Genomic DNA, 25,822 nt, shown 5'->3' with positions numbered 1-25,822 from the left:
CTGCGTCCTCTGAAATCCAGTACGTCAGGAGAGACCGGTGACGGACGTCCGGGTAATCATCAGCCGCGAACCCGATCGGGAAGAGCGCGTGGTGACGACGGGCACCACGGCCGCCGAGCTCTTCGCCGACGACCGCTCGATCATCGCCGCCCGCGTCGCCGGCCAGCTCAAGGACCTCGCCTACGCCGTCCAGGACGGCGACGAGGTCGAGCCGGTCGAGATCGGCAGCAAGGACGGCCTCGACATCCTGCGCCACTCCACCGCGCACGTGATGGCCCAGGCCGTGCAGCAGCTCTACCCCGAGGCCAAGCTCGGCATCGGCCCGCCGGTCAAGGACGGCTTCTACTACGACTTCGACGTCGAGAAGCCCTTCCACCCCGATGACCTCAAGGCCATCGAGAAGAAGATGCAGGAGATCATCAAGCGCGGGCAGAAGTTCTCCCGCCGCGTGGTCACCGACGAGTCCGCCCGCGAGGAGCTGGCCGCCGAGCCGTACAAGCTGGAGCTGATCGGCCTCAAGGGCTCCGCCGCCACCGCCGGCGAGGGCGCCGACGTCGAGGTCGGCGCCGGCGAGCTCACCATCTACGACAACCTGGACGCCAAGAGCGGCGAGCAGTGCTGGGGCGACCTCTGCCGCGGCCCGCACCTGCCCAGCACCCGGCACATCCCGGCGTTCAAGCTGATGCGCAACGCGGCCGCCTACTGGCGCGGCAGCGAGAAGAACCCGATGCTGCAGCGCATCTACGGCACCGCCTGGCCGACCAAGGACGAGCTGAAGGCGCACCTCGACTTCCTGGTCGAGGCCGAGAAGCGCGACCACCGCAAGCTCGGCAACGAGCTCGACCTCTTCTCCATCCCGGAGGAGATCGGCTCCGGCCTCGCCGTCTTCCACCCCAAGGGCGGCATCATCCGCCGGGCGATGGAGGACTACTCGCGCAAGCGGCACGAGGAAGAGGGCTACGAGTTCGTCTACACCCCGCACGCCACCAAGGGGAAGCTCTTCGAGAAGAGCGGCCACCTCGACTGGTACGCGGACGGCATGTACCCGCCCATGCAGCTCGACGAGGGCGTGGACTACTACCTCAAGCCGATGAACTGCCCGATGCACAACCTGATCTTCGACGCGCGCGGTCGCTCGTACCGTGAACTGCCGCTGCGCCTCTTCGAGTTCGGGACGGTGTACCGCTACGAGAAGTCCGGCGTGGTCCACGGCCTCACCCGTGCCCGCGGCTTCACGCAGGACGACGCGCACATCTACTGCACCCGCGAGCAGATGGCCGAGGAGCTCGACTCCACGCTGACCTTCGTGCTCAACCTCCTTCGCGACTACGGTCTGACCGACTTCTACCTGGAGCTGTCGACCAAGGACCCGGTGAAGTACGTCGGCAGCGACGAGACCTGGGAGGAGGCCACGGCCGTCCTCGCGAGCGTGGCCGAGAAGCAGGGCCTGCCGCTGGTGCCGGACCCGGGCGGCGCGGCCTTCTACGGCCCGAAGATCTCGGTGCAGGCGAAGGATGCCATCGGCCGTACCTGGCAGATGTCGACCATCCAGCTCGACTTCAACCTGCCGGAGCGCTTCGACCTCGAATACACCGCGGCGGACGGCTCGCGCCAGCGCCCGGTCATGATCCACCGTGCGCTGTTCGGCTCGATCGAGCGGTTCTTCGCGGTGCTGCTGGAGCACTACGCCGGCGCCATGCCGCCGTGGCTGGCCCCGGTCACCGTGACCGGCATCCCGATCACCGACGAGCACGTTCCGTACCTGCTGGAGGTCGCGGCCGAGCTCAAGAAGCACGGGATCCGGGTCGAGGTGGACACCTCGGACGACCGCATGCAGAAGAAGATCCGCAACGCGCAGCGCAGCAAGGTGCCGTTCATGCTGATCGCCGGCAACGACGACGTCGAGGCGGGTGCCGTCTCCTTCCGCTACCGCAACGGCGAGCAGAAGAACGGCGTCCCGGTCGCGGACGCGGTCGCCGAGATCGTGGATGCGGTGAAGAACCGCATCCAGGTGTGATCCGGTAGCACGACCGTCACGCGCGGGGCAGGCTCTCGATGAGTCTGCCCCGCGCGGCTTTGCATCCACCGTCGGGCGAATATGCTGATCAGCATGACGACTGAGCCGGAACTGCAGCGGGGCGTCGGTGAGCCGGACGGCTTCCGCCGCTTGTGGACCCCCCATCGGATGGCGTACATCCAGGGTGAGAACAAGCCCACCGGCCCGGCTCCGGACGACGGTTGTCCGTTCTGCTCGATCCCGTCGCTGAGCGACGAGGACGGGCTGGTCATCGCCCGGGGCAGCGCCGTGTTCGCGGTGCTGAACCTGTACCCGTACAACGGCGGGCACCTGATGGTGGTCCCGTACCGGCACGTGGCCGACTACACCGACCTGGACGAGGCGGAGACGGCCGAGCTGGCGGACTTCACCAAGAAGGCGATGACCGCGCTGCGGGCGGCCTCCGGGGCGCACGGGTTCAACATCGGGATGAACCAGGGCGCGGCGGCCGGTGCCGGGATCGCGGCGCACCTGCACCAGCACGTGGTGCCGCGCTGGGGCGGGGACACCAACTTCATGCCGGTGGTCGGCCACACCAAGGTGCTGCCGCAACTGCTGGCGGACACCCGGAAGATGCTGGCCGAGGTCTGGCCGCAGGGCTGATCCGGAGAACGCGGAAGGGGCCCGCCACCGAGGAGATCGGTGGCGGGCCCCTTCCGTCCGTCGTGGACCGGGCTCAGCCGGCGTTGAAGGTGTCGACGTCGTACGGCCGGGGGCTCTGCGCCTCGGACTTGATGATCGAGGTGCGGGTCTTGAAGAACCGGTCGGCGTCGAGGTCGTGCTCCTCCAGGAACTCCAGCGTGGCGGTGTGGACCGCGTTGAGCACCGGGACGGAGGCGTTCATGGCGTTGTCGACCATGGAGCGGTTGTCCCAGGCGCGGCCGGCCCAGACGTGCCGCAGGCCGAACGGTTCGGGCAGGCCCAGCCCGCCGCCGAGCCAGCCGAGCAGGCCGGGAATCCGGTAGAAGGGGGCGCGGACGGCCTGGCGGACGACCTCGTCGTTGTCGATCAGGGGGAGCTTGACGGTGCGGTCCTCCCAGAACTTCACCGTCTTGGAGACCGTCTTCTCCTTGTCCTTGGGCTTGTCGAAGAAGACGCCCTTGACCGGGCCGAGCGCGTAGCCGGCCACCGAGATGGTCAGCACGTTGGCGAGCAGGGTCACCGTGATGGTGAAGGTGAGGACGAGCTTGCCGTCGTGGGTGATGAACTGGGTGGCGAGGTAGTGCCGGGGGCCGCCGGAGAAGGTCTGCTTGTCGGCGATGCTCTGCACGGCGAAGTCGCGCATCCGGTCGCCGTCCATGTCGGCGTTGCCGGGGCGGCTGATCTCGTCGGCGCCCTCGCCGATGTCGAAGACCACCCACTGCTTGATGGTGACGTTGGGCATGCCGCTGTTGGCGACGTGGCTGATGCCGAGGCCCTTGAGGTGGGTGGAGATCCGGCGGACCAGGTCCCAGGGGTGGAAGGCGCGGAAGTCGACGTGGCCCTCGGCGGGGTGGAGGGTGTCGGCGAGGCGCCACTCGCCCCAGCGGCGGCCGGCGCCGAGGATGCCCTTGGGGCCGGCGTAGTGGTGGACGTTGGTCTCCTGCTCGGCGTCCAGGCGGCCGAGCTTGTCGCGCAGGTCGACGGCCTTCTTGTCGAGGTCGTCGCGGGGGACGGCCTTGGCGACGGTCGCGGCGACGGCGGAGCCCTCGACCAGGGACTGCCAGCGGGCGCGCAGGTCCTTGGCGGAACGCTCGACGATCCGGCGGGCGAGGTACCAGCCGATGACCGGGGCGAGCATCGTGATGCGCAGGTAGATGCCGAGGACGCCGGCGGCCGGCGGGCGCAGCACGAGGAAGACGGCGAGGGCGGCGGCCAGCGCGAGGGTGATGCCGCCGTAGACGCCGGCGTTCTTCGGGTTGTCCCGTTTGAGCCAGGCGCGCACCTGGAAGGCGGCGAGCCAGACCAGGGTGCCGGGGAGGAAGAGTCCGCCGGTGACCAGGGTGACGGTGGTGAGGTGGCGGTCGCGGGTGTTGCGCAGTTCCTCGGCGGCCAGGCAGTGCTCGACGACCTGGCGGGTGTCGACGCCGAAGGCCGGGACGATGGGCTTGCGGTCGCCGCCGAGGGCGCGGGAGACCAGCGCCTTGCTGAAGGCCTCGCCGAGGTTGGGGCGGAAGAGGGCGAAGCGGCCCTTCTTCTCCTTGGCGTCGGTGACGGCTGTGACGAAGCCGCCGATCTCGCCGTCGCGGTAGGCGGCCGAGGAGAGCGCCTGGGTGACGGCGGTCTGCGGGCCGGCGTCGGTCCGGGGTATCTGCGCGCCCGGGGTCATGTCGAGTGTGGTCACGGTGGCGTCCCCTCCTCCCCTTGTCAGCGGCAGGTTACCGTGCCGCGGCCCCCGGGCGCGGATGATCGTCTGAAGTACCGTCACGATCGAGCCGTACCGGGGCTGAGAGGCATGATGCCCGGGTTCGGGTGCATCGATACCCGCCGGAGCGGTCGGGTGTGGGGTGGAGGAGGATGGTGGTGGAGACGAGGAAAAGGGGAGCCGTTGTGAAGGATCCGGTGCTGGTCTTCGACGGGGACTGCGCGTTCTGCTCGTCGTGCGTGCGGTGGGCGGAGCGGTACCTGCGGCAGACGCTGGCCTCGGGGGGCTGGGAGGCGGTGGCGTTCCAGTTCGCGGACCTGGCGGCGCTGGACGCGCTCGCGGGCGGTCGGGGCGAGGTGTCGGCCGAGCGGGCGGAGCGCGAGGTGCTGTGGGTGACGCCGAGCGGGCGGGTGTACGGGGGCGCACAGGCGGTTGCGCGGCTTCTGATGCGCTCCGGCGGCGCGTGGGCGTACCTGGGCGCGGTGTTGACGGCGGCGCCGGTGCGGCCGGTGGCGGGTGTGGTGTACCGGTGGGTGGCGCGGAACCGGCACCGGATGCCGGGGGGTACGGCGGCGTGTGCGCTGCCGAACCGCGGGGCCGTCCGGCCGTGAGCCCGTCCGGCGGGCCCGTCCGGTCGCGAGTCAGCCGGTCGCGAGCCTGTCGGTCGCGAGCCTGCTGGTGGTGAGTCGGCCCGGCGGCAAGTCCGCCCGCTGGTGGGGCCGTTCGGCCGGTGCGCCGGTCGGTGGTCAGTCCGTGTAGCGCTCGGCCAGGGCGGTGGGCATGGGTTCGTGGCGCAGGTAGGCGCGGGAGAACTCGGCGGTGCCGTGGGTGAGGGAGCGCAGGTCGACGGGGTAGCGGACGAGTTCGAGTTCGGGGACCTCGGCGCGCAGCAGGGTGAGGCCGGTGCCGCCGGTCTCGGTGCCGAGGACGCGGCCGCGGCGGGCGGAGAGGTCGCCGAGGACGGCGCCGAGGTAGTCGTCGGGCAGCAGGATGCTGACGGCGGCGACGGGTTCGAGCAGGCGGATGACGGCGTGCTCGGCGGCGTCGCGCAGGGCGAGGGCGGCGGCGTTCTGGAAGGACGCGTCGGAGGAGTCGACCGAGTGGGCCTTGCCGTCGGTGAGGGTGACCCGGACGTCGACGAGCGGGTACCCGGTGGAGACGCCCTTGGCGAGTTGGGCGCGGATGCCCTTCTCGACGGAGGGGATGAAGTGCTTGGGGACGGCGCCGCCGACGACGTGTTCCTGGAACTCGAAGCCGGATCCGGCCGGGAGGGGCTCGACTTCGAGGTCGCAGATGGCGTACTGGCCGTGGCCGCCGGACTGTTTGACCAGGCGGCCGTGGCCGGCGGCCGCGGTGCCGAAGGTCTCGCGGAGGGCGACCTTGGGGGCGACGGTGTCGACGTGGACGCCGTGGCGGGTGCGCAGGCGGTCGAGGACGACGTCGGCGTGGGCCTCGCCGGTGCACCAGAGGACGAGCTGGTGGGTGTCGGGGTTCTGTTCGAGGCGTAGGGCCGGGTCCTCGGCGGTGAGCCGGGTGAGGGCCTGGGAGAGCTTGTCGTCGTCGGCCTTGCTGTGGGCTTCGACGGCGATCGGCAGCAGGGGCTCGGGGAGGGTCCAGCCGTCGAGGTCGACGGGGTGGCCGGGGTCGTGGACGGTGTCGCCCGCGCGGGCGCTGGTGAGCTTGGCGGCGCAGACGAGGTCTCCGGCGACGGCGTGCGGGACGGGGCGCTGGAGCTTGCCGAACGGGCTGGTGAGGGCGGTGACGCGTTCGTCGCCGTTCTGGTCGGCGGTGTGGGCCGGGCCGACGAGGTGGATCTTGGTGTCGGGGCGCAGGGTGCCGGCGTACAGGCGCAGCAGGCTGATCCGGCCGACGTAGGCGTCGCCGGTGACGCGGACGACCTGGGCGGCGAGGGGGGCGTCGGGGTCGCAGTCCGGGCCGGGGCGGGTGCGTTCGGTGGGGTTCGGGAAGGCGTGGACGACGAGGTCGAGGAGTTCGGCGGCACCGAGGCCGTTGTCGCTGGTGGGGACGGCGGGGTGGAGGGTGCAGTCGAGGACCTCGCGGCGCAGCCCGGCTTCGAGGGAGTCGGTGTCGAGGGTGTCGCCGGAGAGGTAGCGCTCCATGAGGGTGTCGTCCTGGCCGGAGATGGCCTCGACGAGGCTGTCGTGGGCGGGGCCGGTGTCGGGGAGCGGGGTGGCGTCGCCGTAGGTGTCGCCGGTGAGGAGGTCGACGCTGCCGTCGGGCCGGCCGTCGTGGAGGACGGGGAGGAAGAGCGGCCGCAGGGTGTCCGGGCCCAGCCCGAAGGCGTCGTGGCAGGCCGTGAGGATCTCGTCGAAGCCGGTGCGGGCGAGGTCGAGCTTGGCGACGGCGATGGCCCGGGGGATCCCCTCGGCGGCGCACTCGCGCCACAGGGCGCGGGTGGGTGCGGTGACGGGGTCGGTGGCGGAGACGACGAAGACGGCTGCGTCGGCGGCGTGCAGCGCGGCGCGCAGGTCGGCGGCGAAGTCGGGGTGGCCGGGCGGGTCGATCAGGTTGATCTTGACGCCCTTCCATTCGAGGGGCAGCAGCGAGAGCTGGACGGAGCGTTGCTGCTGGTGCTCGATGTCCTCGTGGTCGGAGACGGTCGTGCCGTCGGTGACGCGGCCGGCGCGGCCGGTGGCGCCGGCGGCGTGGGCGAGGGATTCGGCGAGGGTGGTCTTCCCCACACCGCTGGAGCCGATGAGGACGACGTTGCGCAGGTCCCGGGGGCCGGTGACGGCGGGTGCCTGGCCGGCTCGTGCCGTGCTGCGGTCGGGCATCGGGGTCTCCTCCCGTGGCGCCGAGGCTGTCCATCGCAGTCTAGGACCGGGTGTCGCGGCGGCGCGTGTCGTACGGCCGCTCGGTGACCGTGCGTGTGCGTGCCGTGGTGGGTGCGTCGCGCGGCGGTGCGTGCGGTGGAGCGCGTCTCCGGCGTGGCTACGATGGGTGCGCCGGACGGGCTTATCCGTCGGGCCGTCTGCCGTGTCGTGTTGCGCCAGGCGGGTATCTGGGAGATCGGAGCGGCTGGGAAGGCCATGCTCAACAAATACGCGCGTGCCTTCTTCACACGTGTTCTGACCCCGTTCGCCGCGTTCCTGATCCGGCTGGGCGTGAGCCCGGACACCGTGACGCTGGTCGGTACGGCCGGTTCGGTGACCGGTGCGCTGGTGTTCTTCCCGCGTGGGGAGTTCTTCTGGGGCACCATCACGATCACGCTGTTCATCTTCTCGGACCTGGTGGACGGCAACATGGCCCGTCAGCTGGGTCGGAGCACGAAGTGGGGGGCGTTCCTCGACTCCACGCTGGACCGGGTCGCGGACGCGGCGATCTTCGGCGGCCTGGCGATGTGGTACGCGGGCAAGGGTGACAACAACCTGCTGTGCGCGGTGGCGATCTTCTGCCTGGCGAGCGGCCTGGTGGTGTCGTACACGAAGGCGCGGGCGGAGAGCCAGGGCCTGCCGTGTGACGTGTCGGGGCTGGTGGAGCGGGCCGAGCGGCTGGTGGCCAGCCTGGTGGCGGCCGGCATCGCGGGCCTGCACGAGTTCGGTGTGCCGTACGTGGAGTGGCTGCTGCCGGTGGCGCTGTGGCTGGTGGCGGCGGGCAGTCTGGTGACGGTGTTCCAGCGGATGCTGACCGTGCGCCGGGAGGCGTTCGAGGCCGACCGAGCGGCGGCCGGGAGCTGATGGGGGGCGTCCTGCGGTGACGGACCGACTGGTGTACTGGGCGTACGCGCTGGGCTGGGGGCTGCTGAAGCACCTGCCGGAGCGGGTGGCGCGCGGGTTGTTCGAGCGGCTGGCGGACTACGCCTGGCGCAAGCGCGGCAAGCGGGTGCTGCAGCTGGAGGCGAACCTCCGGCGGGTCCGTCCGGAGCTGGACGAGGCCGCGGTGCGGTCGCTGTCGCGGGCCGGGATGCGTTCGTACCTGCGGTACTGGATGGAGTCGTTCCGGCTTCCGGTGTGGAGCCCGGAGCGGGTGGCCCGGGACGTGCAGGTCGAGGGCTTCGAGCACCTGCGGGAGGCGATGGAGTCCGGTCGGGGCGCGGTGATAGCGCTGCCGCACATGGGCAACTGGGACCTGGCGGGCACCTGGGTCGCGCAGCGGGGCTACCCGTTCACGACGGTCGCGGAGCGGTTGAAGCCGGAGCGGCTGTTCGACCGGTTCGTCGAGTTCCGGGAGGGCCAGGGCATGGAGGTCCTGGCGCTGACCGGCGGTTCGGTGAACGTGATCGGCACGCTGGCGCGGCGGCTGCGCGAGGGCCGGCTGGTGTGCCTGGTGGGGGACCGGGACCTGTCGGAGGCGGGCATCGAGGTGTCGTTCTTCGGCGAGGCGACCCGGATGCCGGCCGGTCCGGCGGCGCTCTGCCAGCGGACCGGGGCGGCGCTGCTGCCGGTGACGCTCTGGTACGACGGCCCGCTGCTGCGGGCGCGGATCCACCCCGAGGTGACGGTCCCCGAGGGGGACGACCGCAAGGAGCGGACGCGGGCGATGACCCAGGCGATGGCGGCCGTGTGGGAGCGGGGCGTCCGCGAGTACCCGCAGGACTGGCACATGCTGCAGAAGTTCTGGCTGGCCGACCTGCCGGTCCGTGAGACGGTGAAGGAGTCCTCCGCGGTGCGCGCGGAGGCGGCACCCGCGGCCGAGGCCCCCGAGCCCGCGGCCGAGGCCTCCGGGTCCTGAGCCCGGCCCGTACGACTGTCCGAAGGAGCTTGAGGAACCCGTGAAGATCGGCATCGTCTGCCCGTACGACTGGGACGTCCCCGGCGGGGTGCAGTTCCACATCCGGGACCTGGCCGAGCACCTGATCCGTCTGGGGCACGAGGTCTCGGTGCTGGCGCCGGCCGAGGACGACGAGGCGCTGCCGCCGTACGTGGTCTCGGCCGGGCGGGCGGTGGCGGTGCCGTACAACGGGTCGGTGGCGCGGCTGAGCTTCGGCATCCTGTCGGCGGCGCGGGTGCGGCGGTGGCTGCACGACGGTCGCTTCGACATCCTGCACGTGCACGAGCCGGCCTCGCCGAGCCTGTCGATGCTGGCGGCCTGGTCGGCGACCGGGCCGATGGTCGGGACCTTCCACACCTCGAACCCGCGCTCGCGGGCGATGATCGCGGCCTCGCCGATCCTGCAGCCGGGCCTGGAGAAGATGCGGGCCCGGATCGCGGTGTCGGAGTACGCCCGGCGGACCCTGGTGGAGCACCTGGGCGGGGACGCGGTGGTGATCCCGAACGGCGTGGACGTGGGCTTCTTCGCGGACGCCGAGGCGGACGAGCGCTGGATGGGCCACGCGGCGAAGGGGGAGCCGGGCACGATCGGCTTCATCGGCCGGATCAACGAGCCGCGCAAGGGCCTGCCGACGCTGCTGGCGGCGCTGCCGCGGATCCTGGCGGAGCGGCCGGGGGTGCGGCTGCTGGTGGCGGGCAAGGGCGACGAGGAGGAGGCCGTCGCCGGCCTGGCGCCCGAGGTGCGCCGGCAGGTGGAGTTCCTCGGCATGGTGAGCGACGAGGAGAAGGCCCGGCTGCTGCGCAGCGTCGACCTGTACGTGGCGCCGAACACCGGTGGCGAGAGCTTCGGGATCATCCTGGTCGAGGCGATGTCGGCGGGTGCGCCGGTGCTGGCGAGCGACCTGGACGCGTTCAAGCAGGTGCTGGACGGCGGGGACGCCGGCGAGCTGTTCCCGGTGGAGGACGCGGACGCGCTGGCCCGTACGGCGCTGCGGCTGCTGGGCGATCCGGCCCGGCTGGAGGAGCTGCGGAAGGCCGCCTCGCGGCACGTGCGGCGCTTCGACTGGTCGACCGTGGGCGCGGACATCCTGGCGGTGTACGAGACGGTGACGGCGGGGGCCGCGGCGGTGGTCGAGGAGGACGAGCGCAGCGGGCGGCGCGGCCGGTTCGGGCTGGCCAGGGACTGATCGGGGGCCGGCCGGGCGCTGCGGCGGGGCCGTGGTCGGCCCGGCCGTTGGTGGGGTTAGGGTCGGGCGACCGTACCGCTTCACCGCATGGGGGAAACCGATGCCGCAGATTTCCGTGGACTACTCGGCCGGCCTGGCCGGCACCTTCGACCGCCGTGGGCTGGGCCTGGCGATCAACCGGCTGACGGAGCGGACGATCGACGCCAAGCCGGAGTCCTGCAAGACGGTGTTCCGGCAGAGCGAGGAGCTGGTGGTCGGCACCAGTGGGGTGACGGGGGACGTCCAGGTGTTCGTGGAGTTCCAGATCTTCCCGGGGCGGACGCCGGAGGCGAAGGCGGCGCTGAGCGAGGGCGTGCTGGAGCTGGTGGCCCGGTTCGTGCGGCCGCGGCCCGGGAGCCGGCTGTTCACCGCGGTGAACATCGCCGACATCGATCGGGAGTGCTACCGCAACGCCGTCGCGGTCGGCTGACGCCGGTCTGGCCGGCCGGTGACACCCGGTAACGTAGCGGCCCGTGACTACCTGGATCTGGGCCGGCGTGGCCGTGGTGCTCTTCGGCATGTACCTGAGTTGGACGGCCGGCCGGTTGGACCGGCTGCACGCCCGGATCGACGCCGCGCGGGCGGCGCTGGACGCGCAGCTGGTCCGCCGGGCCTCGGTGGCGATGGAGCTGGCGACGTCCTCGCTGCTGGACCCGGCGGCCTCGCTGCTGCTGCTGGACGCGGCGCACGCGGCCCGGCAGGCCGACGACGAGCAGCGCGAGGTGGCGGAGAGTCAGCTGAGCCTGGCGCTGCGGGCGGTGCTGGACGAGCCGGAGCAGGTGGCGGCGCTGGTGGCCGAGCCGGGCGGCGAGGACGCCGTTCGTGATCTGACGGCCGCGGTGCGGCGGGTGCCGATGGCCCGTCGATTCCACAACGACGCGGTGCGGGCGGCGCGTGCGGTGCGTGAGCACCGGTTGGTGCGGTACTTCCGGCTGGCGGGCAAGGCGCCCTTCCCGATGGCCTTCGAGATGGACGACGCTCCGCCGCCCGCCCTCACGCCCGAGGGGGCGCCTGCTTAGGGTGTCCTCGGATACGGCCCGATTGTCGTATCCCGTCGTCCCGGCTGGACTGGGTGGCACATGGAGGCGTCACCCGGTCCGCCTACCATAGGGCGATAGCACTGGTTCATCTTCGAGTGAGGTCTCACGTGTCCACCACCCCCACCACCGCAGACCAGCCGCAGATCGGCACCGCCCGGGTCAAGCGGGGCATGGCCGAGCAGCTCAAGGGCGGTGTGATCATGGACGTGGTCAACGCCGAGCAGGCCAAGATCGCCGAGGACGCCGGCGCGGTGGCCGTCATGGCGCTGGAGCGGGTTCCGGCGGACATCCGCAAGGACGGCGGCGTGGCCCGCATGTCCGACCCGAACATGATCGAGGAGATCATCGAGGCGGTCTCCATCCCGGTGATGGCCAAGTCCCGCATCGGGCACTTCGTCGAGGCCCAGGTCCTGCAGTCCCTGGGTGTCGACTACATCGACGAGTCCGAGGTCCTGACCCCGGCCGACGAGATCAACCACTCGGACAAGTGGGCGTTCACCACCCCCTTCGTCTGCGGTGCGACCAACCTGGGCGAGGCCCTGCGCCGCATCGCCGAGGGCGCGGCCATGATCCGCTCGAAGGGTGAGGCCGGCACCGGCAACGTCGTCGAGGCCGTCCGCCACCTGCGCCAGATCAAGAACGAGATCGGCCAGCTGCGCGCCCTGGACCACAACGAGCTGTACGCCGCCGCCAAGGAGCTGCGCGCCCCGTACGAGCTGGTCAAGGAGGTCGCCGAGCTCGGCAAGCTGCCGGTCGTGCTGTTCTCCGCCGGTGGCGTGGCCACCCCGGCCGACGCCGCGCTGATGCGCCAGCTGGGCGCCGAGGGCGTCTTCGTCGGCTCCGGCATCTTCAAGTCGGGCGACCCGGCCAAGCGCGCCGCCGCCATCGTGAAGGCCACCACCTTCTTCGACGACCCGAAGATCATCGCGGACGCCTCCCGCAACCTGGGCGAGGCCATGGTCGGCATCAACTGCGACACCCTGCCGGAGACCGAGCGCTACGCCAACCGCGGCTGGTAGTCGCCCCGCAGGTTCCGAGGGCCCGGGCCCGCCGCAGCGCTTCGGCGCCGCGGCGGGCCGCGCCACGTCATTCCGTAGCAACGATCGATTGAGGTTGAAGACCGTGAGCACTCCAGTCATCGGCGTCCTCGCCCTGCAGGGCGACGTCCGCGAGCACCTGGTCGCGCTGGCCGAGGCCGACGCGCTCGCCCGCCCGGTGCGCCGTGCCGAGGAGCTGGCCGAGGTCGACGCGCTGGTGATCCCCGGCGGGGAGTCCACCACCATGTCCAAGCTGGCGCTGCTGTTCGGCGTGATGGACCCGGTGCGCGAGCGGGTGGCCGCCGGGATGCCGGTGTACGGCACCTGCGCGGGCATGATCATGCTGGCGGACAAGATCCTGGACGGCCGCGAGGACCAGGAGACCGTCGGCGGCATCGACATGACGGTGCGCCGCAACGCCTTCGGCCGCCAGAACGAGTCCTTCGAGTCCGGGATCGCCTTCAAGGGCCTGGACGACGCGCCGGTGCACGGCGTCTTCATCCGCGCCCCCTGGGTCGAGGCGGTCGGCGCGGGCGTCGAGGTGCTGGCCGAACTGCCCGCCGCGGACGGCCCGGACAGCCGGATCGTGGCCGTGCGCCAGGGCAACCTGCTGGCCACGTCGTTCCACCCGGAGCTGACCGGCGACCACCGGGTGCACGCGTACTTCGTGAAGATGGTCGAGGAGCACCTCGCGGCCGCCGCGGGCTGAGCGCTCACCGGGAGCGTCTCGGCCGCGCACGGACCGTGTGCGCCTCACCGGTGACGACACCGGTAAGATCTCATCTGTTTCATTTCCATTTGGCGACGTAAAGGAGCTGGCGATGTCCGGCCACTCTAAGTGGGCTACCACCAAGCACAAGAAGGCCGTGATCGACGCCAAGCGCGGCAAGCTCTTCGCCAAGATGATCAAGAACATCGAGGTGGCGGCGCGCACCGGCGGTCCCGACCCGGCGGGCAACCCGACCCTCTACGACGCCATCCAGAAGGCGAAGAAGAGCTCGGTCCCGATCGACAACATCAACCGCGCCGTCAAGCGCGGTGGCGGTCTGGAGGCCGGCGGCGCCGACTACCAGACCATCATGTACGAGGGCTACGGCCCGAACGGTGTCGCCGTCCTGATCGAGTGCCTCACCGACAACCGCAACCGCGCCGCCTCCGACGTGCGCGTGGCGATGACCCGCAACGGCGGCTCGATGGCCGACCCGGGCTCGGTGTCGTACCTGTTCACCCGCAAGGGTGTCGTCATCGTCCCCAAGGCCGACGGCGTGGACGAGGACAAGCTCTTCGAGGTCGTCCTCGACCAGGAGCCCGAGGAGATCAACGACCTCGGCGACTCGTTCGAGATCGTCTCCGAGGCCTCCAAGATGGTCGCCGTGCGCACCGCGCTGGTGGACGCCGGCGTCGACTACGACTCGGCCGAGGCCAACTTCCTCCCGAGCATGCAGGTCGAGCTGGACGTCGACGGCGCCCGCAAGATCCTCAAGCTGATCGACGCGCTGGAGGACAGCGACGACGTGCAGAACGTCTTCGCCAACTTCGACATCTCCGACGAGGTCGGTGCGGAGCTCGACGCCGAGTGACACGGCGTCGCCCGATCGACGGCGAGTGATCGTTCTCACTGCCCGGCCCGGTGGTCCCAGGACCGCCGGGCCGGTGTCGTCGGCGGGGTTGTCGGACCCGGACGGTAGCCTTCGCAGGTCGAGGACGGGAGGCGGGGCCGGTGGTGCGGGTACTGGGTGTGGACCCGGGGCTGACCAGGTGCGGGGTCGGCGTGGTCGAGGGTGCGCCGGGCCGGCCGCTGCGGATGGCCGGGGTCGGGGTGGTGCGCACCCCCGCCGAGGCCGAGATCGGGCAGCGGCTGCTCCTGGTCGAGGAGGGCATCGAGGCCTGGCTGGACGAGCACCGGCCAGACCTGGTCGCCGTCGAGCGGGTCTTCGCCCAGCACAACGTGCGCACCGTGATGGGAACGGCCCAGGCCAGCGCGGTCGCCATGCTCTGCGCGACGCGCCGCGGCATACCCGTCACCCTGCACACCCCCAGCGAGGTCAAGGCGGCCGTCACCGGCTCCGGCCGGGCCGACAAGGCCCAGGTCACGGCCATGGTGCAGCGCCTGCTGCGGCTGGACGCCCCGCCCAAGCCCGCGGACGCCGCCGACGCGCTGGCGCTCGCCATCTGCCACATCTGGCGCGGCGGCGCGACCAACCGCCTGGAGGCCGCCGTCCGGGCCGCCCGCGCCACGACCCGCTCCACTCCTCTGAAAGGCAGCATCCGGTGATCGCCTTCGTGCAAGGGCCCGTGGCGGCCATCTCCTCCGGGCTCGCGGTGGTCGAGGTCGGCGGGGTGGGCATGGCGGTGCAGTGCACGCCGAACACCCTGGCCGGCCTGCGACTGGGCGAGCCGGCCCGGCTGGCGACCTCGCTGGTGGTCCGGGAGGACTCGCTGACCCTGTTCGGCTTCGCGGACGACGACGAGCGCGCGGTCTTCGAGATCCTGCAGGCCGCGCCGGGCGTCGGCCCCAAGCTGGCGCAGGCGATCCTCGGCGTGCACAGCCCCGACGCGCTGCGGGTCGCGATCGCGAACGGCGACGAGAAGGCGCTGGTCGCCGTCCCGGGCATCGGTAAGGCGAAGGCCGCCAAGCTGCTGCTGGAGTACAAGGACAAACTGGGCGCCCCGCACGGCGCGGTGCCCGCGCAGAAGCCGATCGCGGCCGGCCCGGCGCCGTGGAGCGAGCAGCTGCACTCCGCGCTGACCGGCCTCGGCTACGCCCCGCGCGAGGCGGACGAGGCGGTCGCGGCCGTCGCCCCGGAGGCCGAGGCGCAGCAGACGCCGGACGTCGGTGCCCTGCTCCGGCTCGCGCTGCGCGGCCTCAACCGCGCCCGCTGAGCCCGTCTGACGATCTGTCCCTTTGTCGACCTCGGAATACCTGGAGCCCGTGACGATGTACGACTCGGAACCCGCCGACCGGCTGGTCACGGCCGCCGCCGACGGTGAGGACCAGGCGGTGGAGGCGGCGCTGCGCCCCAAGCTGCTGGACGAGTTCATCGGCCAGGAGCGGGTGCGCGAGCAGCTGTCCCTGGTGCTCCAGGCCGCCCGCAAGCGCGGCAGCGCGCCCGACCACGTGCTGCTGAGCGGTCCGCCCGGGCTGGGCAAGACCACCCTGTCCATGATCATCGCGGCCGAGCTGGGCGCCCCGATCCGGATCACCTCCGGCCCGGCCATCCAGCACGCGGGGGACCTCGCGGCGATCCTCTCCTCGCTCACCGAGGGGGAGGTGCTCTTCCTCGACGAGATCCACCGGATGTCCCGGCCGGCCGAGGAGATGCTGTACATGGCGATGGAGGACTACCGGGTCGACGTGATCGTCGGCAAGGGCCCGGGCGCCACTGCCATCCCGCTGGAGCTGCCGCCCTTCACGCTGGTCGGTGCCACCACCCGGGCCGGGCTGCTGCCGCCGCCGCTGCGCGACCGCTTCGGCTTCACCGGCCACATGGAGTTCTACGCCCCGGCCGAGCTGCAGCGGGTGGTGCACCGCTCGGCCACGCTGCTGGACGTGGAGATAGACCCGGCCGGCGCCGCCGAGATCGCCGGGCGCTCGCGCGGCACCCCGCGCATCGCCAACCGGCTGCTGCGCCGGGTGCGCGACTATGCGCAGGTCCGGCACGACGGGGTGGTCACCGCGGGGATCGCCGCTCAGGCGCTGGACGTCTACGAGGTGGACGCCCGCGGCCTGGACCGGCTGGACCGCGCGGTGCTGGACGCGCTGCTGCGGCTGTTCGGCGGCGGTCCGGTCGGTTTGTCGACACTCGCGGTCGCGGTGGGCGAGGAGTCGGAGACGGTCGAGGAGGTCGCCGAGCCGTTCCTGGTCCGCGAGGGCCTGCTCGCCCGGACCCCGCGCGGGCGGATCGCCACCGCCGCGGCCTGGCAGCACCTCGGTCTGACCCCGCCGGTTCAGACCACTCGCGGCGGTGTCCCGCCCCAGTCGGAGCTGTTCCTGGCCGACGGGAGTTGACCGTCATCGGCTGAACGGGTGAGCCGGGGCGGTGCGTTCCCGCCGGGTGCGGCCGGGGCGCGGCAAGGGGGAGCCCGGAACGGGGTCCGCGGAAACTGTGCAGGCGGAGGGTCGCCACTTTCGGCAGCAGGATGCGATGCTTGGCGTTGTCCGATCGATTCGGGGTTGCATAGACTCCGCCGGACCGCCCCTCTCACCCGACGGGCCGATCCATTACCACACAGGCCGCCGGCCGGCGGCCCGTAAAGGACCCTGGCTGCAGTGAACCTCATCATCCTTCTCCTCCCGATCATCGCGATCGTGCTCATGTTCCGGTCGCAGAAGAAGCGCCAGCAGCAGCAGCAGCAGATGCAGACCGCTCTGGAGCCCGGGGCGGGTGTTCGCACCATCGGCGGTCTGTACGCCCAGGTGAAGGCGGTCAACGAGGAGACCGTCGAGCTGGAGATCGCGCCCGGCGTGTTCACCTACTTCACCAAGAGCGCGATCGCGGCCGTCCTGGACCCCCAGGAGTACGACGCGATCATCAACGGCCGCCCCGCCGACGACGAGCTCGCCGAGCCGGAGGCCGAGGACGCCGACGCCGAGCCGGTCGAGGACAAGCCGCTGTCGCTCACCAAGGACGGCGACGAGAAGAGCGACGTCGAGGGCGGGGCTCCCGCGAGCAAGTAGTACGGCCGGGCAACCCGCCCGGTCGCGCGGCGCAGTGCCGCGAGCCCACAGGACCTCAGGGCCGCAGAACCACCCGGACCCCTGTCCAGCCACGAGCCGGACGGGGGTCCGGTCGGGGAGGTGGCATGGACAGGGAGAAACGAGCAAGGTGGCAACACCCAAGTCGCGCCCGCGCGACGGCTACCCAGGGCGGGCGCTGGCCCTCATCCTGGTCGTCACCGTCGGACTGGTCGCCCTCATGTTCGGGACGGGCAACACGAAGCCCCGGCTCGGGATCGACCTCGCAGGTGGCACCAGCATCACGCTGACCGCGAAGTCGACCGACCCCAAGGCGATCAGCAAGTCCAACATGGACATCGCCACCGGGATCATCGAGCGCCGTGTCAACGGTATGGGTGTCTCCGAGGCGGAGGTCCAGACCCAGGGCGACAACACGATCATCGTGAACATCCCCAAGGGCGGCGACCGGCAGAACGCGGCGGACCAGGTCGGTACCACCGCCAAGCTGTTCTTCCGCCCGGTCCTGGCCGTGGCCCCCAGCGGCGTCACCGCTCCGGCCCCCACCGGCACCCCGTCCGCCCCCGCCACCGGCACCCCGGCCGCGACCCCGTCGGCCACCGCGCCCGCCGCGACCGGCACGCCGTCCGCGGGCGCGAGCGCCACGAAGCAGGGCCGCACCGTCGGTGAGGCACTGGCCGCCGAGGGCACCACCCCGTCGCCCGCCGCCACCGGCGCGAGCGCGGCCCCGTCCGCCGCCGCCACCGGCAGCGCCGCTCCCAGCGCCGCCGCGACCCCGAGTGCCGCCGCGACCCCGCCGAGCGCCGCCGACCTGAGCGCCGCGATGACGCAGGGCACCGTTCCGCCGGAGCTGTCCACCGCGTTCGCCACCCTCGACTGCTCCAAGCCCGAGGTCCGCAGCGCCCAGACCGGCCCCGAGGACAAGGCCGTCGTCGCCTGCTCCCAGAAGGCCGAGAACGGCTACTACGAGAAGCTGGCGCTCGGCCCCGTGGCCGTGAAGGGCTCGGACGTCTCCAAGGCCCAGCCCTCGCTCGACACCCAGACCGGCGCCGGATGGCAGGTCCAGCTGCAGTTCAACGGCACCGGCACCGACGCCTTCGCCAAGATCACCGGCCAGCTGGCCACCCAGGCCCCGCCGACCAGCCAGTTCGCGATCGTGCTGGACAACCAGGTCGTCTCGCACCCGCAGGTCAACGGCCCGATCTCGGGCGGCAGCGCGGTCATCACCGGTCGCTTCACCCAGACCGAGGCGCAGGACCTGTCCAACGTGCTGGGCTACGGCGCCCTGCCGCTGGAGTTCGCCAAGAGCGACATCACCACCGTCTCCCCGGCGCTCGGCAGCGACCAGCTCAAGGCCGGCCTGGTCGCCGGTGCGATCGGCATGCTGCTGGTGGTCGCCTACTCGCTGGTCTACTACCGCGGCCTCGGCCTGGTCTCGATCGCCGGTCTGCTCGTCTCGGCGGCCCTGACCTACTCGATCATGAGCCTGCTCGGCGGCGGGATCGGCTTCGCGCTGAACCTGCCCGCGGTCTGCGGTGCGATCGTCGCGATCGGTATCACCGCCGACTCCTTCATCGTGTACTTCGAGCGCATCCGCGACGAGGTCCGCGAGGGCGCCCCGCTGCGCCCGGCGGTCCAGCGGGCCTGGCCGCGCGCCCGGCGCACGATCCTGGTCTCGGACTTCGTGTCCTTCCTCTGTGCCGCCGTGCTCTACGTGGTCTCGGTCGGCAAGGTCCAGGGCTTCGCGTTCACCCTCGGTCTGACCACCGCGCTCGACGTCGTGGTGATCTTCCTGTTCACCAAGCCGCTGATCACGCTGCTGGCCCGCCGCAAGTTCTTCCTCGACGGCCACCCGTGGTCCGGTCTGGACCCGAAGCGGCTGGGCGCCCGCCCGCCGCTGCGCAGCAGCCGTCGCCGTAGCCCCTCCTCTGCCGCCGTGAAGGAGGCCTGACACCGTGTCGCGCTTCTCCAACCTGGGCCACCGGCTCTACCAGGGCGAGGTCAGCTTCGACTTCGTCGGGCGCCGCAAGCTCTGGTACTCCATCTCCGGCGTGATCGTGCTGGTCGCGGCGATCGGTCTGGCCATGGGCCTGCACCTGGGCATCGAGTTCAAGGGCGGCTCGGTCTACACCGTGTCCAAGCCCGGCCTGACCGTCTCGCAGGCGCAGGACAAGGCCGACCAGGTCGTCTCCTCGCACCCGCTGGTGCAGTCCACCGACAACGGCAAGATCCGCATCCAGGTCAGCACCGAGGAGCCGAAGAGCTCCGACGAGGTGCGCTCGCAGCTCGCCGAGAAGATCGGCGTTCCGCTGGACACCGTCGAGGCCCAGGTGATCGGCCCCAGCTGGGGCAAGCAGATCTCCAACAAGGCCATGACGGGTCTGATCATCTTCATGATCCTGGTGACGGTCTACCTGGCGATCGCCTTCGAGTGGCGGATGGCGGTGGCCGCCCTGGTCGCCCTCATCCACGACCTCCTGATCACCATCGGCGTCTACGCCCTGGTGGGCTTCGAGGTCACCCCCGGTACGGTGATCGGCTTCCTGACGATCCTCGGGTACTCGCTCTACGACACGGTCGTCGTCTTCGACACCGTGAAGGAGAACACCAAGGGGATCGCCAAGCAGAACAAGCTCACCTACAGCGAGGCGGCCAACGCGGGCCTCAACCAGACCCTGGTCCGCTCGCTCAACACCACCGTGGTGGCGCTGCTGCCGGTCGCCGCGCTGCTGTTCATCGGTGGCGGCATCCTGGGCGCCGGCACGCTGAACGACATCTCGCTCGCGCTGTTCATCGGTCTCGCCGCCGGTGCCTACTCCTCGATCTGCGTCGCCACCCCGCTGCTGGCGCAGCTCAAGGAGGAGCAGCCGGAGATGAAGGCGCTGCGCAAGCGGGTCCTGCAGCACCGGGCCGCGGCCGGCCGGACCGAGGACGCGGTGCCCGGGGACGAGCTCGCGGACGAGGGCCAGCCTGCGGGTATGGTCGGTCAGCGTGGCCGCTCGGCCGGCACCCGTGCCAAGGGCCGTCCGTCCACCAAGCGCTGACCCGAACCACGACCCCGAGGACACCACCGTGACCACCGCCGACACCGCACTGGCCGAGCTGTTGAACAGCCGGATCCGGGACGTCCCGGACTACCCGAAGCCGGGTGTGCTGTTCAAGGACATCGCGCCGCTGCTCGCCGACGCCGAGGCCTTCGGCGCCCTCACCAGGGCGCTGGCGGACCGGGCGAAGGAGCTCGGGGCGACCAAGGTGGTGGGCCTGGAGGCCCGCGGCTTCGTGCTGGCCGCCCCGGCGGCCTTCTCGGCCGGGCTCGGCTTCGTGCCGATCCGCAAGCAGGGCAAGCTGCCCGGCGAGGTGTTCCGGCGCTCGTACGAGCTGGAGTACGGCTCGGCGACGCTGGAGGTGCAGTGCGACGCCTTCGCACCCGGTGAGCGGGTGCTGGTGGTGGACGACGTGCTGGCCACCGGCGGGACCATCGGCGCCTCGCTGGACCTGGTCAAGGAGGCCGGCGCCGAGCTGGTGGGCGTCGTGGTGCTGATGGAGCTGGGCTTCCTGGACGGCCGCGCGCGGCTGGCCGGGCACCTGGCCGGCGCTCCGCTGGAGACGCTGGTCACGGTCTGAGGCACCCCCGCGAAGGGCGGCAGTCGGAACATCCGACTGCCGCCCTTCCGTTTCCTGGCCCGGCCGGATGAACACCGGGGCGCCCGGCTCGGTACCATGAAGATTCATCCCCTCCCGGTTGTGTCCGTCCGTTCGGGCCCCGGCAGGGGTCGGCCCGGTGCCCCGAGGAGTTGTCCTTGCCCGACGAGGTTGTGCCCACGGCCGCAGCGGCCACCCCCGAAAACCGTCCCACGCCCTCGGGGGCCACCCCGGCACGCCCGGCGCCGACCTCCTCGCGATCGCTCGCTCCCTCGGGCCGCGGCTCCACCGGCGGCATGCGCGCCCGCCTGGCCCGCCTCGGCGGCCAGCGCTCCAGCGTGCTCAACCCCGTCCTGGAGCCGCTGTTCCGCTCGATCCGGGCGAACGACCCCAAGGCCGACCCGGCACTGCTGCGCGACATCGAGAAGGCGTACGCGGTCGCCGAGAAGTGGCACCGCGGGCAGAAGCGCAAGAGCGGCGACCCGTACATCACCCACCCGCTGGCCGTGGCGACGATCCTGGCCGAGCTCGGCATGGACGCCCCGACCCTGATGGCCGGGCTGCTGCACGACACCGTCGAGGACACCGACTACGGCCTGGAGACCCTGCGCAAGGACTTCGGCGACTCGGTGGCCCTGCTGGTGGACGGCGTCACCAAGCTGGACCGGGTCAAGTTCGGCGAGGCCGCGCAGGCCGAGACCGTCCGCAAGATGGTCGTCGCGATGGCCAAGGACCCGCGCGTCCTGGTGATCAAGCTCGCCGACCGCCTGCACAACATGCGCACGATGCGCTACCTCAAGCGGGAGAAGCAGGAGAAGAAGGCCCGCGAGACCCTGGAGATCTACGCCCCGCTGGCGCACCGGCTGGGCATGAACACCATCAAGTGGGAGCTGGAGGACCTCGCCTTCGCGATCCTCTACCCCAAGATGTACGACGAGATCGTCCGGCTGGTCGCCGAGCGTGCCCCCAAGCGGGACGAGTACCTGGCGACCGTGATCGACCAGGTCCAGGCGGACCTGCGCGGCGCCCGGATCACCGCCTCCGTCACCGGCCGGCCGAAGCACTACTACTCGGTCTACCAGAAGATGATCGTCCGGGGCCGGGACTTCGCCGAGATCTACGACCTGGTGGGCATCCGGGTCCTGGTCGACACCGTCCGCGACTGCTACGCGGCACTGGGCACCATCCACGCGCGGTGGAACCCGGTGCCGGGGCGGTTCAAGGACTACATCGCGATGCCCAAGTTCAACATGTACCAGTCGCTGCACACGACGGTGATCGGTCCCGGCGGCAAGCCCGTCGAACTCCAGATCCGCACCTTCGACATGCACCGGCGGGCCGAGTACGGCATCGCCGCGCACTGGAAGTACAAGCAGCGCGCGGTCGCCGGGGCGTCCAAGGTCCGCACCGACACCCCGACCCAGACCCGCAAGGACGACAAGGCCGGCGCCGTCAACGAGATGGCCTGGCTGCGGCAGCTGCTGGACTGGCAGAAGGAGACCGCCGACCCGGGTGAGTTCCTGGAGTCGCTGCGCTTCGACCTGGCCAGCAACGAGGTCTTCGTCTTCACCCCCAAGGGCGACGTGATAGCCCTGCCGGCCGGTGCGACCCCGGTCGACTTCGCCTTCGCGGTGCACACCGAGGTCGGCTACCGGACGATAGGCGCCCGGGTGAACGGGCGGCTGGTGCCGCTGGAGTCGACGCTGGAGAACGGCGACACCGTCGAGGTGTTCACCTCCAAGGCGGAGAACGCCGGTCCCTCCCGGGACTGGCTGGGCTTCGTCAAGTCGCCGCGCGCCCGCAACAAGATCCGCGCCTGGTTCTCCAAGGAGCGCCGCGAGGAGGCGATCGAGCACGGCAAGGAGGCGATCGTCCGGGCGATGCGCAAGCAGGGCCTGCCGATCCAGCGGATCCTGACCGGCGACTCGCTGGTCACGCTGGCCCACGAGATGCGCTACCCCGACATCTCCTCGCTCTACGCCGCGATCGGCGAGGGGCACGTCGCCGCGCAGAACATCGTCCAGAAGCTGGTCCAGGCGCTCGGCGGCGAGGAGGGCGCGACCGAGGACCTGGCGGAGACCGCCACCCCGACGCACGACACCCGCCGCGCGGTGCGCCGCCGGGCCAAGGGCGACCCGGGCGTGATCGTCAAGGGCGTCGAGGACGTCTGGGTCAAGCTCTCCCGCTGCTGCACCCCGGTGCCGGGCGACCCGATCGTCGGCTTCATCACCCGCGGCAACGGCGTCTCGGTGCACCGCGCCGACTGCGTCAACGTGGAGTCGCTGAGCCAGCAGCCGGAGCGCATGATCGACGTCGAGTGGGCGGCCACCCAGTCCTCGGTCTTCCTGGTGGCCATCCAGGTCGAGGCGCTGGACCGCTCCCGCCTGCTCTCCGACGTCACCCGGGTGCTCTCCGACCAGCACGTCAACATCCTGTCGGCGGCGGTGCAGACCTCCCGGGACCGGGTGGCGATGAGCCGTTTCACCTTCGAGATGGGCGACCCGAAGCACCTCGGCCACGTGCTCAAGGCGGTGCGCGGCGTCGAGGGCGTGTACGACGTCTACCGCGTCACCTCCGCCCGCAAGTAGCGGACGCACGAGAGGGGCCCCGGGATCTTCCCGGGGCCCCTCTCGGCGTTCGACGGCCGTCGGATCAGCCGCTGAACTCGTCCTGGCTCTTGTGCGCCTGGTCCAGCAGGGTCTGCACGCCGGCCAGCTCGGACTCCAGCTTGGCGATCCTGCCGGCGTTGCCGGCCGCGCGAGCCTTGTCCAGGTCGGCCTGGATCTTGTCCGCCTTGGCCTGGAAGAGCCCGACCATGCCGGCCGCGCGGGCCTTGGCCTCCGGGTTGGAGCGCTTCCACTCGGCGTCCTCGGCCTCGCGGATCGCCCGCTCGACCGCGTTCAGCCGGCCGTCCAGCTTCGGACGGACCTCGCGCGGCACGTGCCCGATCGCCTCCCAGCGCTCGTTGACCTCGCGCAGCGCGGCCTTGGCGGCCTTCAGGTCGGTGATCGGCAGGATCGCCTCGGCCTCGACGGCCAGCGCCTCCTTGAGCTTCTGGTTCTCCACCTGCTCGGCGTCCCGCTCGCTGAACACCGCGGAGCGGGCCTGGAAGAAGACGTCCTGCGCGCCGCGGAACCGCGCCCACAGCTCGTCCTCGATGTCGCGCTGGGCCCGGCCGGCGGCCTTCCAGCGCGCCATCAGGTCGCGGTAGGCGGCCGCGGTGCTGCCCCAGTCCGTGGACGAGGACAGCGCCTCGGCCTCGGCGACCAGCGACTCCTTGGTCTGCCGGGCCTTGTCGCGCTCGGCGTCCAGGGTGGCGAAGTGCGCCTTGCGGTGCTTGGAGAAGACCGAGCGGGCGTGCGAGAAGCGGTGCCACAGCTCGTCGTCGCTCTTGCGGTCCAGGCGCGGCAGGCCCTTCCAGGTGTCCACCAGGGCGCGCAGCCGGTCCCCGGCCTCCCGCCACTGGGTGGACTCGGCGAGCTGCTCGGCCTCGGAGACCAGCGCCTCCTTGGCCGCGCGGGCTTCGTCCTGCGCCTTGGCGCGGGCGGCCTTGCGCTCCTCCCGCCGGGTCTCGATCTCGCCGGCGAGCGTGTCCAGTCGCTTGGCCAGGGCGTCCAGGTCGCCGACCGCGTGCCCCTCGACCACCTGCGCGCGCAGGTGCTCCAGCGCGGTCTGGGCGTCCTTGGCGGCCAGGTCGGTGGTGCGCACCCGCTTCTCCAGCAGGCCGATCTCCACCTCGATGCCCTGGTACTTGCGCTCGAAGTAGGCGAGGGCCTCCTCGGGCGAGCCGGCCTGCCAGGAACCCACGACGCGTTCGCCGTCGGCCGTCCTGACGTAGACCGTGCCCTGCTCGTCCACACGGCCCCACGGGTCGCTGCTCATAGCGCGTCCTCCACATGACGTCGCGCCCGCGCCGGGGCGGCGCGCGTCCGTCGTCCACAGTTGATGTGCGGCGGACCGATGAGTCCGCCGTCCCCGTCCGCCGTGCCTTTCTGCCGAGGGTGACGGCTAGGCGGGTCCGGGCACCCTATACAACGCCAACATAGGCGACCAGGCCCGGTGCTGTCCGCATCCGGGCCGGGCGATTTCGGGCCGGGGCCGGGCGAGGACGGCGGCGGTGCGCCGGCTCGACAAGGGTTCCACCGGCCCCGGAGCCGATCAACCCTTCGACACCGTAACGGAGTTGAAGGTGACATCGGCCATCGGGTGGCCGTCCGGGGAGCCCTCCAGGGTGCCGGCGGCGGCGATCTTCTGTACCACGTCCAGGCCGCCGCTGATCTTGCCGAAGGGGGTGTAGTTCGGCGGCAGCTTGGTGTCCTTGTAGACCAGGAAGAACTGGCTGCCGTTGGTGCCCGGGCCGGAGTTGGCCATCGCCACGGTGCCCGCCGGGTACGTCGCGCCGGCCAGGTTCTCGTCCGCGAACTTGTAGCCCGGGTCGCCGGTGCCGCCCGGGACGGTCGCGCTGGCGGTCGGGTCGCCGCACTGGAGCACGAAGATGCCGTCCGTGGTGAGGCGGTGGCACTTGGTGTGGTCGAAGTACTTCTCGCCCGCCAGGAAGGAGAAGGAGTTCACCGTGTGCGGGGCCTTGGCCGCGTCCAGCGCGATCGTCACCTTGCCGCAGTTGGTGTCCAGCGCCATCGTGTACGACGCGCCCGGGTCGATCGACATGGCCGGCTCGGCCTGCCACTGCTTGCCGTTGGGGGCGCCCGGCGCCGGGTCCGTGCAGCCCTCGACCGGCTTGCGGGTCGGGGCGGTCGGCTCGCCGGTCTGGGTCGGCGCGGCCTGCGCGCTGCTCGCGGCCGAGGTCTTGTCCTTGTCGTCCGAGCTGAACGCGCCGGTGGCGATCAGGGTCCCGCCGCCGGCCAGGACCACGACGGCCAACGAGGCGCCCAGGACCGTGTTGCGGCGCCGGCGCGCGGCCGCGACCTCGATCCGCCGCTCCATCTGGCGCTCGTACTTCTCGCGGGCGAGCTGCCGCCGCCGCTGTTCGCTGCTGACCACCGGCCGTGTCTCCTACGCATGTGCGGAAAAAGTGGATGGATTCCGGAGCG

At 71.6% G+C, this 25,822-nt stretch carries 23 protein-coding genes; 19 read left to right on the top strand and 4 right to left on the bottom strand.

All coding sequences use genetic code 11. From position 1 onward, the window contains the following. Positions 1-37: 37 nt before the first annotated feature. Both thrS and ACIRST_RS06435 read left to right on the top strand, forming a co-directional pair. The gene (gene thrS / locus ACIRST_RS06440; RefSeq protein WP_402800494.1) at positions 38-2,017 is read left to right on the top strand and encodes a threonine--tRNA ligase; all 1,980 of its coding nucleotides are present in this window, start codon (positions 38-40) and stop codon (positions 2,015-2,017) included. Between the two features lie 81 nt (positions 2,018-2,098). Then, a complete protein-coding gene (locus tag ACIRST_RS06435; protein WP_097238679.1) occupies positions 2,099-2,659 on the top strand; it encodes an HIT domain-containing protein in 561 nt (186 codons plus the stop codon). Between the two features lie 73 nt (positions 2,660-2,732). Here ACIRST_RS06435 and ACIRST_RS06430 read toward each other — a convergent pair whose 3' ends face one another. Next, positions 2,733-4,379 (bottom strand): hypothetical protein, encoded by a 1,647-nt coding sequence (locus ACIRST_RS06430; RefSeq protein ID WP_350521278.1) that lies wholly within the window; start codon positions 4,377-4,379, stop codon positions 2,733-2,735. Between the two features lie 173 nt (positions 4,380-4,552). Between ACIRST_RS06430 and ACIRST_RS06425 the strand changes: the two genes are divergently transcribed. Next, positions 4,553-5,011 (top strand): thiol-disulfide oxidoreductase DCC family protein, encoded by a 459-nt coding sequence (locus tag ACIRST_RS06425; protein ID WP_402800490.1) that lies wholly within the window; start codon positions 4,553-4,555, stop codon positions 5,009-5,011. Positions 5,012-5,146: 135 nt separating this feature from the next. Here the strand turns inward: ACIRST_RS06425 and ACIRST_RS06420 are convergent, their stop codons facing one another. After that, a complete protein-coding gene (locus ACIRST_RS06420) occupies positions 5,147-7,195 on the bottom strand; it encodes an elongation factor G-like protein EF-G2 (RefSeq protein ID WP_350521276.1) in 2,049 nt (682 codons plus the stop codon). 255 nt (positions 7,196-7,450) lie between these two features. On the opposite strand from ACIRST_RS06420, the gene pgsA reads away from it, so the two are divergent. The 16 genes from pgsA (at position 7,451) to ACIRST_RS06340 (ending at position 23,359) form a co-directional block, all read left to right on the top strand. Next, the gene (gene pgsA / locus ACIRST_RS06415; protein WP_350521275.1) at positions 7,451-8,098 is read left to right on the top strand and encodes a phosphatidylinositol phosphate synthase; all 648 of its coding nucleotides are present in this window, start codon (positions 7,451-7,453) and stop codon (positions 8,096-8,098) included. Between the two features lie 16 nt (positions 8,099-8,114). Further along, positions 8,115-9,092 carry a phosphatidylinositol mannoside acyltransferase gene (locus ACIRST_RS06410; protein WP_402800487.1) on the top strand — a complete coding sequence of 326 codons (978 nt, stop codon included), beginning with the start codon at positions 8,115-8,117 and terminating at the stop codon, positions 9,090-9,092. A 40-nt stretch (positions 9,093-9,132) separates the two neighbouring features. Next, entirely contained in the window at positions 9,133-10,317 is a 1,185-nt protein-coding gene (locus ACIRST_RS06405) for a glycosyltransferase family 4 protein (RefSeq protein ID WP_350521273.1), read from the top strand. A 100-nt stretch (positions 10,318-10,417) separates the two neighbouring features. Further along, the gene (locus ACIRST_RS06400; protein WP_350521272.1) at positions 10,418-10,786 is read left to right on the top strand and encodes an isomerase; all 369 of its coding nucleotides are present in this window, start codon (positions 10,418-10,420) and stop codon (positions 10,784-10,786) included. 43 nt (positions 10,787-10,829) lie between these two features. Beyond that, the gene (locus ACIRST_RS06395) at positions 10,830-11,375 is read left to right on the top strand and encodes a hypothetical protein (RefSeq protein ID WP_402800484.1); all 546 of its coding nucleotides are present in this window, start codon (positions 10,830-10,832) and stop codon (positions 11,373-11,375) included. A 128-nt stretch (positions 11,376-11,503) separates the two neighbouring features. Further along, positions 11,504-12,415: a pyridoxal 5'-phosphate synthase lyase subunit PdxS gene (pdxS, locus tag ACIRST_RS06390; RefSeq protein WP_350521271.1), complete on the top strand. Its 912-nt coding sequence runs from the start codon at positions 11,504-11,506 to the stop codon at positions 12,413-12,415. Positions 12,416-12,518: 103 nt separating this feature from the next. Continuing rightward, entirely contained in the window at positions 12,519-13,142 is a 624-nt protein-coding gene (pdxT, locus tag ACIRST_RS06385; RefSeq protein WP_350521270.1) for a pyridoxal 5'-phosphate synthase glutaminase subunit PdxT, read from the top strand. A 112-nt stretch (positions 13,143-13,254) separates the two neighbouring features. Further along, complete coding sequence (locus ACIRST_RS06380) at positions 13,255-14,013, top strand: YebC/PmpR family DNA-binding transcriptional regulator (RefSeq protein ID WP_350521269.1); 759 nt, start codon at positions 13,255-13,257, stop codon at positions 14,011-14,013. A 143-nt stretch (positions 14,014-14,156) separates the two neighbouring features. Continuing rightward, positions 14,157-14,708 carry a crossover junction endodeoxyribonuclease RuvC gene (gene ruvC, locus ACIRST_RS06375; protein WP_350521306.1) on the top strand — a complete coding sequence of 184 codons (552 nt, stop codon included), beginning with the start codon at positions 14,157-14,159 and terminating at the stop codon, positions 14,706-14,708. After that, positions 14,705-15,316 carry a Holliday junction branch migration protein RuvA gene (ruvA, locus tag ACIRST_RS06370; protein WP_350521268.1) on the top strand — a complete coding sequence of 204 codons (612 nt, stop codon included), beginning with the start codon at positions 14,705-14,707 and terminating at the stop codon, positions 15,314-15,316. The genes ruvC and ruvA overlap by 4 nt, the downstream gene beginning before the upstream one ends. A gap of 55 nt (positions 15,317-15,371) precedes the next feature. Beyond that, the gene (ruvB, locus tag ACIRST_RS06365) at positions 15,372-16,442 is read left to right on the top strand and encodes a Holliday junction branch migration DNA helicase RuvB (RefSeq protein WP_402800634.1); all 1,071 of its coding nucleotides are present in this window, start codon (positions 15,372-15,374) and stop codon (positions 16,440-16,442) included. Positions 16,443-16,703: 261 nt separating this feature from the next. Next, positions 16,704-17,111 carry a preprotein translocase subunit YajC gene (gene yajC / locus ACIRST_RS06360; protein WP_402800482.1) on the top strand — a complete coding sequence of 136 codons (408 nt, stop codon included), beginning with the start codon at positions 16,704-16,706 and terminating at the stop codon, positions 17,109-17,111. Positions 17,112-17,259: 148 nt separating this feature from the next. Next, entirely contained in the window at positions 17,260-19,080 is a 1,821-nt protein-coding gene (gene secD, locus ACIRST_RS06355; RefSeq protein WP_402800480.1) for a protein translocase subunit SecD, read from the top strand. Between the two features lie 4 nt (positions 19,081-19,084). Continuing rightward, the gene (gene secF / locus ACIRST_RS06350) at positions 19,085-20,173 is read left to right on the top strand and encodes a protein translocase subunit SecF (RefSeq protein WP_350521266.1); all 1,089 of its coding nucleotides are present in this window, start codon (positions 19,085-19,087) and stop codon (positions 20,171-20,173) included. A gap of 28 nt (positions 20,174-20,201) precedes the next feature. After that, entirely contained in the window at positions 20,202-20,753 is a 552-nt protein-coding gene (locus ACIRST_RS06345) for an adenine phosphoribosyltransferase (RefSeq protein WP_402800477.1), read from the top strand. Between the two features lie 191 nt (positions 20,754-20,944). Beyond that, positions 20,945-23,359 (top strand): RelA/SpoT family protein, encoded by a 2,415-nt coding sequence (locus ACIRST_RS06340; RefSeq protein ID WP_396550483.1) that lies wholly within the window; start codon positions 20,945-20,947, stop codon positions 23,357-23,359. A 64-nt stretch (positions 23,360-23,423) separates the two neighbouring features. Here ACIRST_RS06340 and ACIRST_RS06335 read toward each other — a convergent pair whose 3' ends face one another. Together ACIRST_RS06335 and ACIRST_RS06330 are read right to left on the bottom strand one after the other, a co-directional pair. Then, a complete protein-coding gene (locus tag ACIRST_RS06335) occupies positions 23,424-24,653 on the bottom strand; it encodes a DUF349 domain-containing protein (protein ID WP_350521264.1) in 1,230 nt (409 codons plus the stop codon). 276 nt (positions 24,654-24,929) lie between these two features. Continuing rightward, a complete protein-coding gene (locus tag ACIRST_RS06330) occupies positions 24,930-25,772 on the bottom strand; it encodes a peptidylprolyl isomerase (protein ID WP_350521263.1) in 843 nt (280 codons plus the stop codon). Between the last annotated feature and the right edge of the window lie 50 nt (positions 25,773-25,822).

The sequence above is a fragment of the Kitasatospora sp. NPDC101447 genome (assembly GCF_044767225.1).
GTDB lineage: Bacteria > Actinomycetota > Actinomycetes > Streptomycetales > Streptomycetaceae > Kitasatospora.
The sequence above is the reverse complement of the archived record's forward strand: the minus strand, read 5'-3'. Positions and strand labels throughout refer to the sequence as shown.

Excerpts from the sequence above, each read along its gene's own strand:
- ACIRST_RS06420 (WP_350521276.1), bottom strand. The coding sequence starts at position 7,195 with ATGCCCGACCGCAGCACGGCACGAGCCGGCCAGGCACCCGCCGTCACC.
- ruvB (WP_402800634.1), top strand. The coding sequence starts at position 15,372 with ATGTACGACTCGGAACCCGCCGACCGGCTGGTCACGGCCGCCGCCGAC.
- ACIRST_RS06400 (WP_350521272.1), top strand. The coding sequence starts at position 10,418 with ATGCCGCAGATTTCCGTGGACTACTCGGCCGGCCTGGCCGGCACCTTC.
- pgsA (WP_350521275.1), top strand. The coding sequence starts at position 7,451 with ATGCTCAACAAATACGCGCGTGCCTTCTTCACACGTGTTCTGACCCCG.
- ACIRST_RS06435 (WP_097238679.1), top strand. The coding sequence starts at position 2,099 with ATGCTGATCAGCATGACGACTGAGCCGGAACTGCAGCGGGGCGTCGGT.
- ACIRST_RS06425 (WP_402800490.1), top strand. The coding sequence starts at position 4,553 with ATGGTGGTGGAGACGAGGAAAAGGGGAGCCGTTGTGAAGGATCCGGTG.
- ACIRST_RS06335 (WP_350521264.1), bottom strand. The coding sequence starts at position 24,653 with ATGAGCAGCGACCCGTGGGGCCGTGTGGACGAGCAGGGCACGGTCTAC.
- ACIRST_RS06380 (WP_350521269.1), top strand. The coding sequence starts at position 13,255 with ATGTCCGGCCACTCTAAGTGGGCTACCACCAAGCACAAGAAGGCCGTG.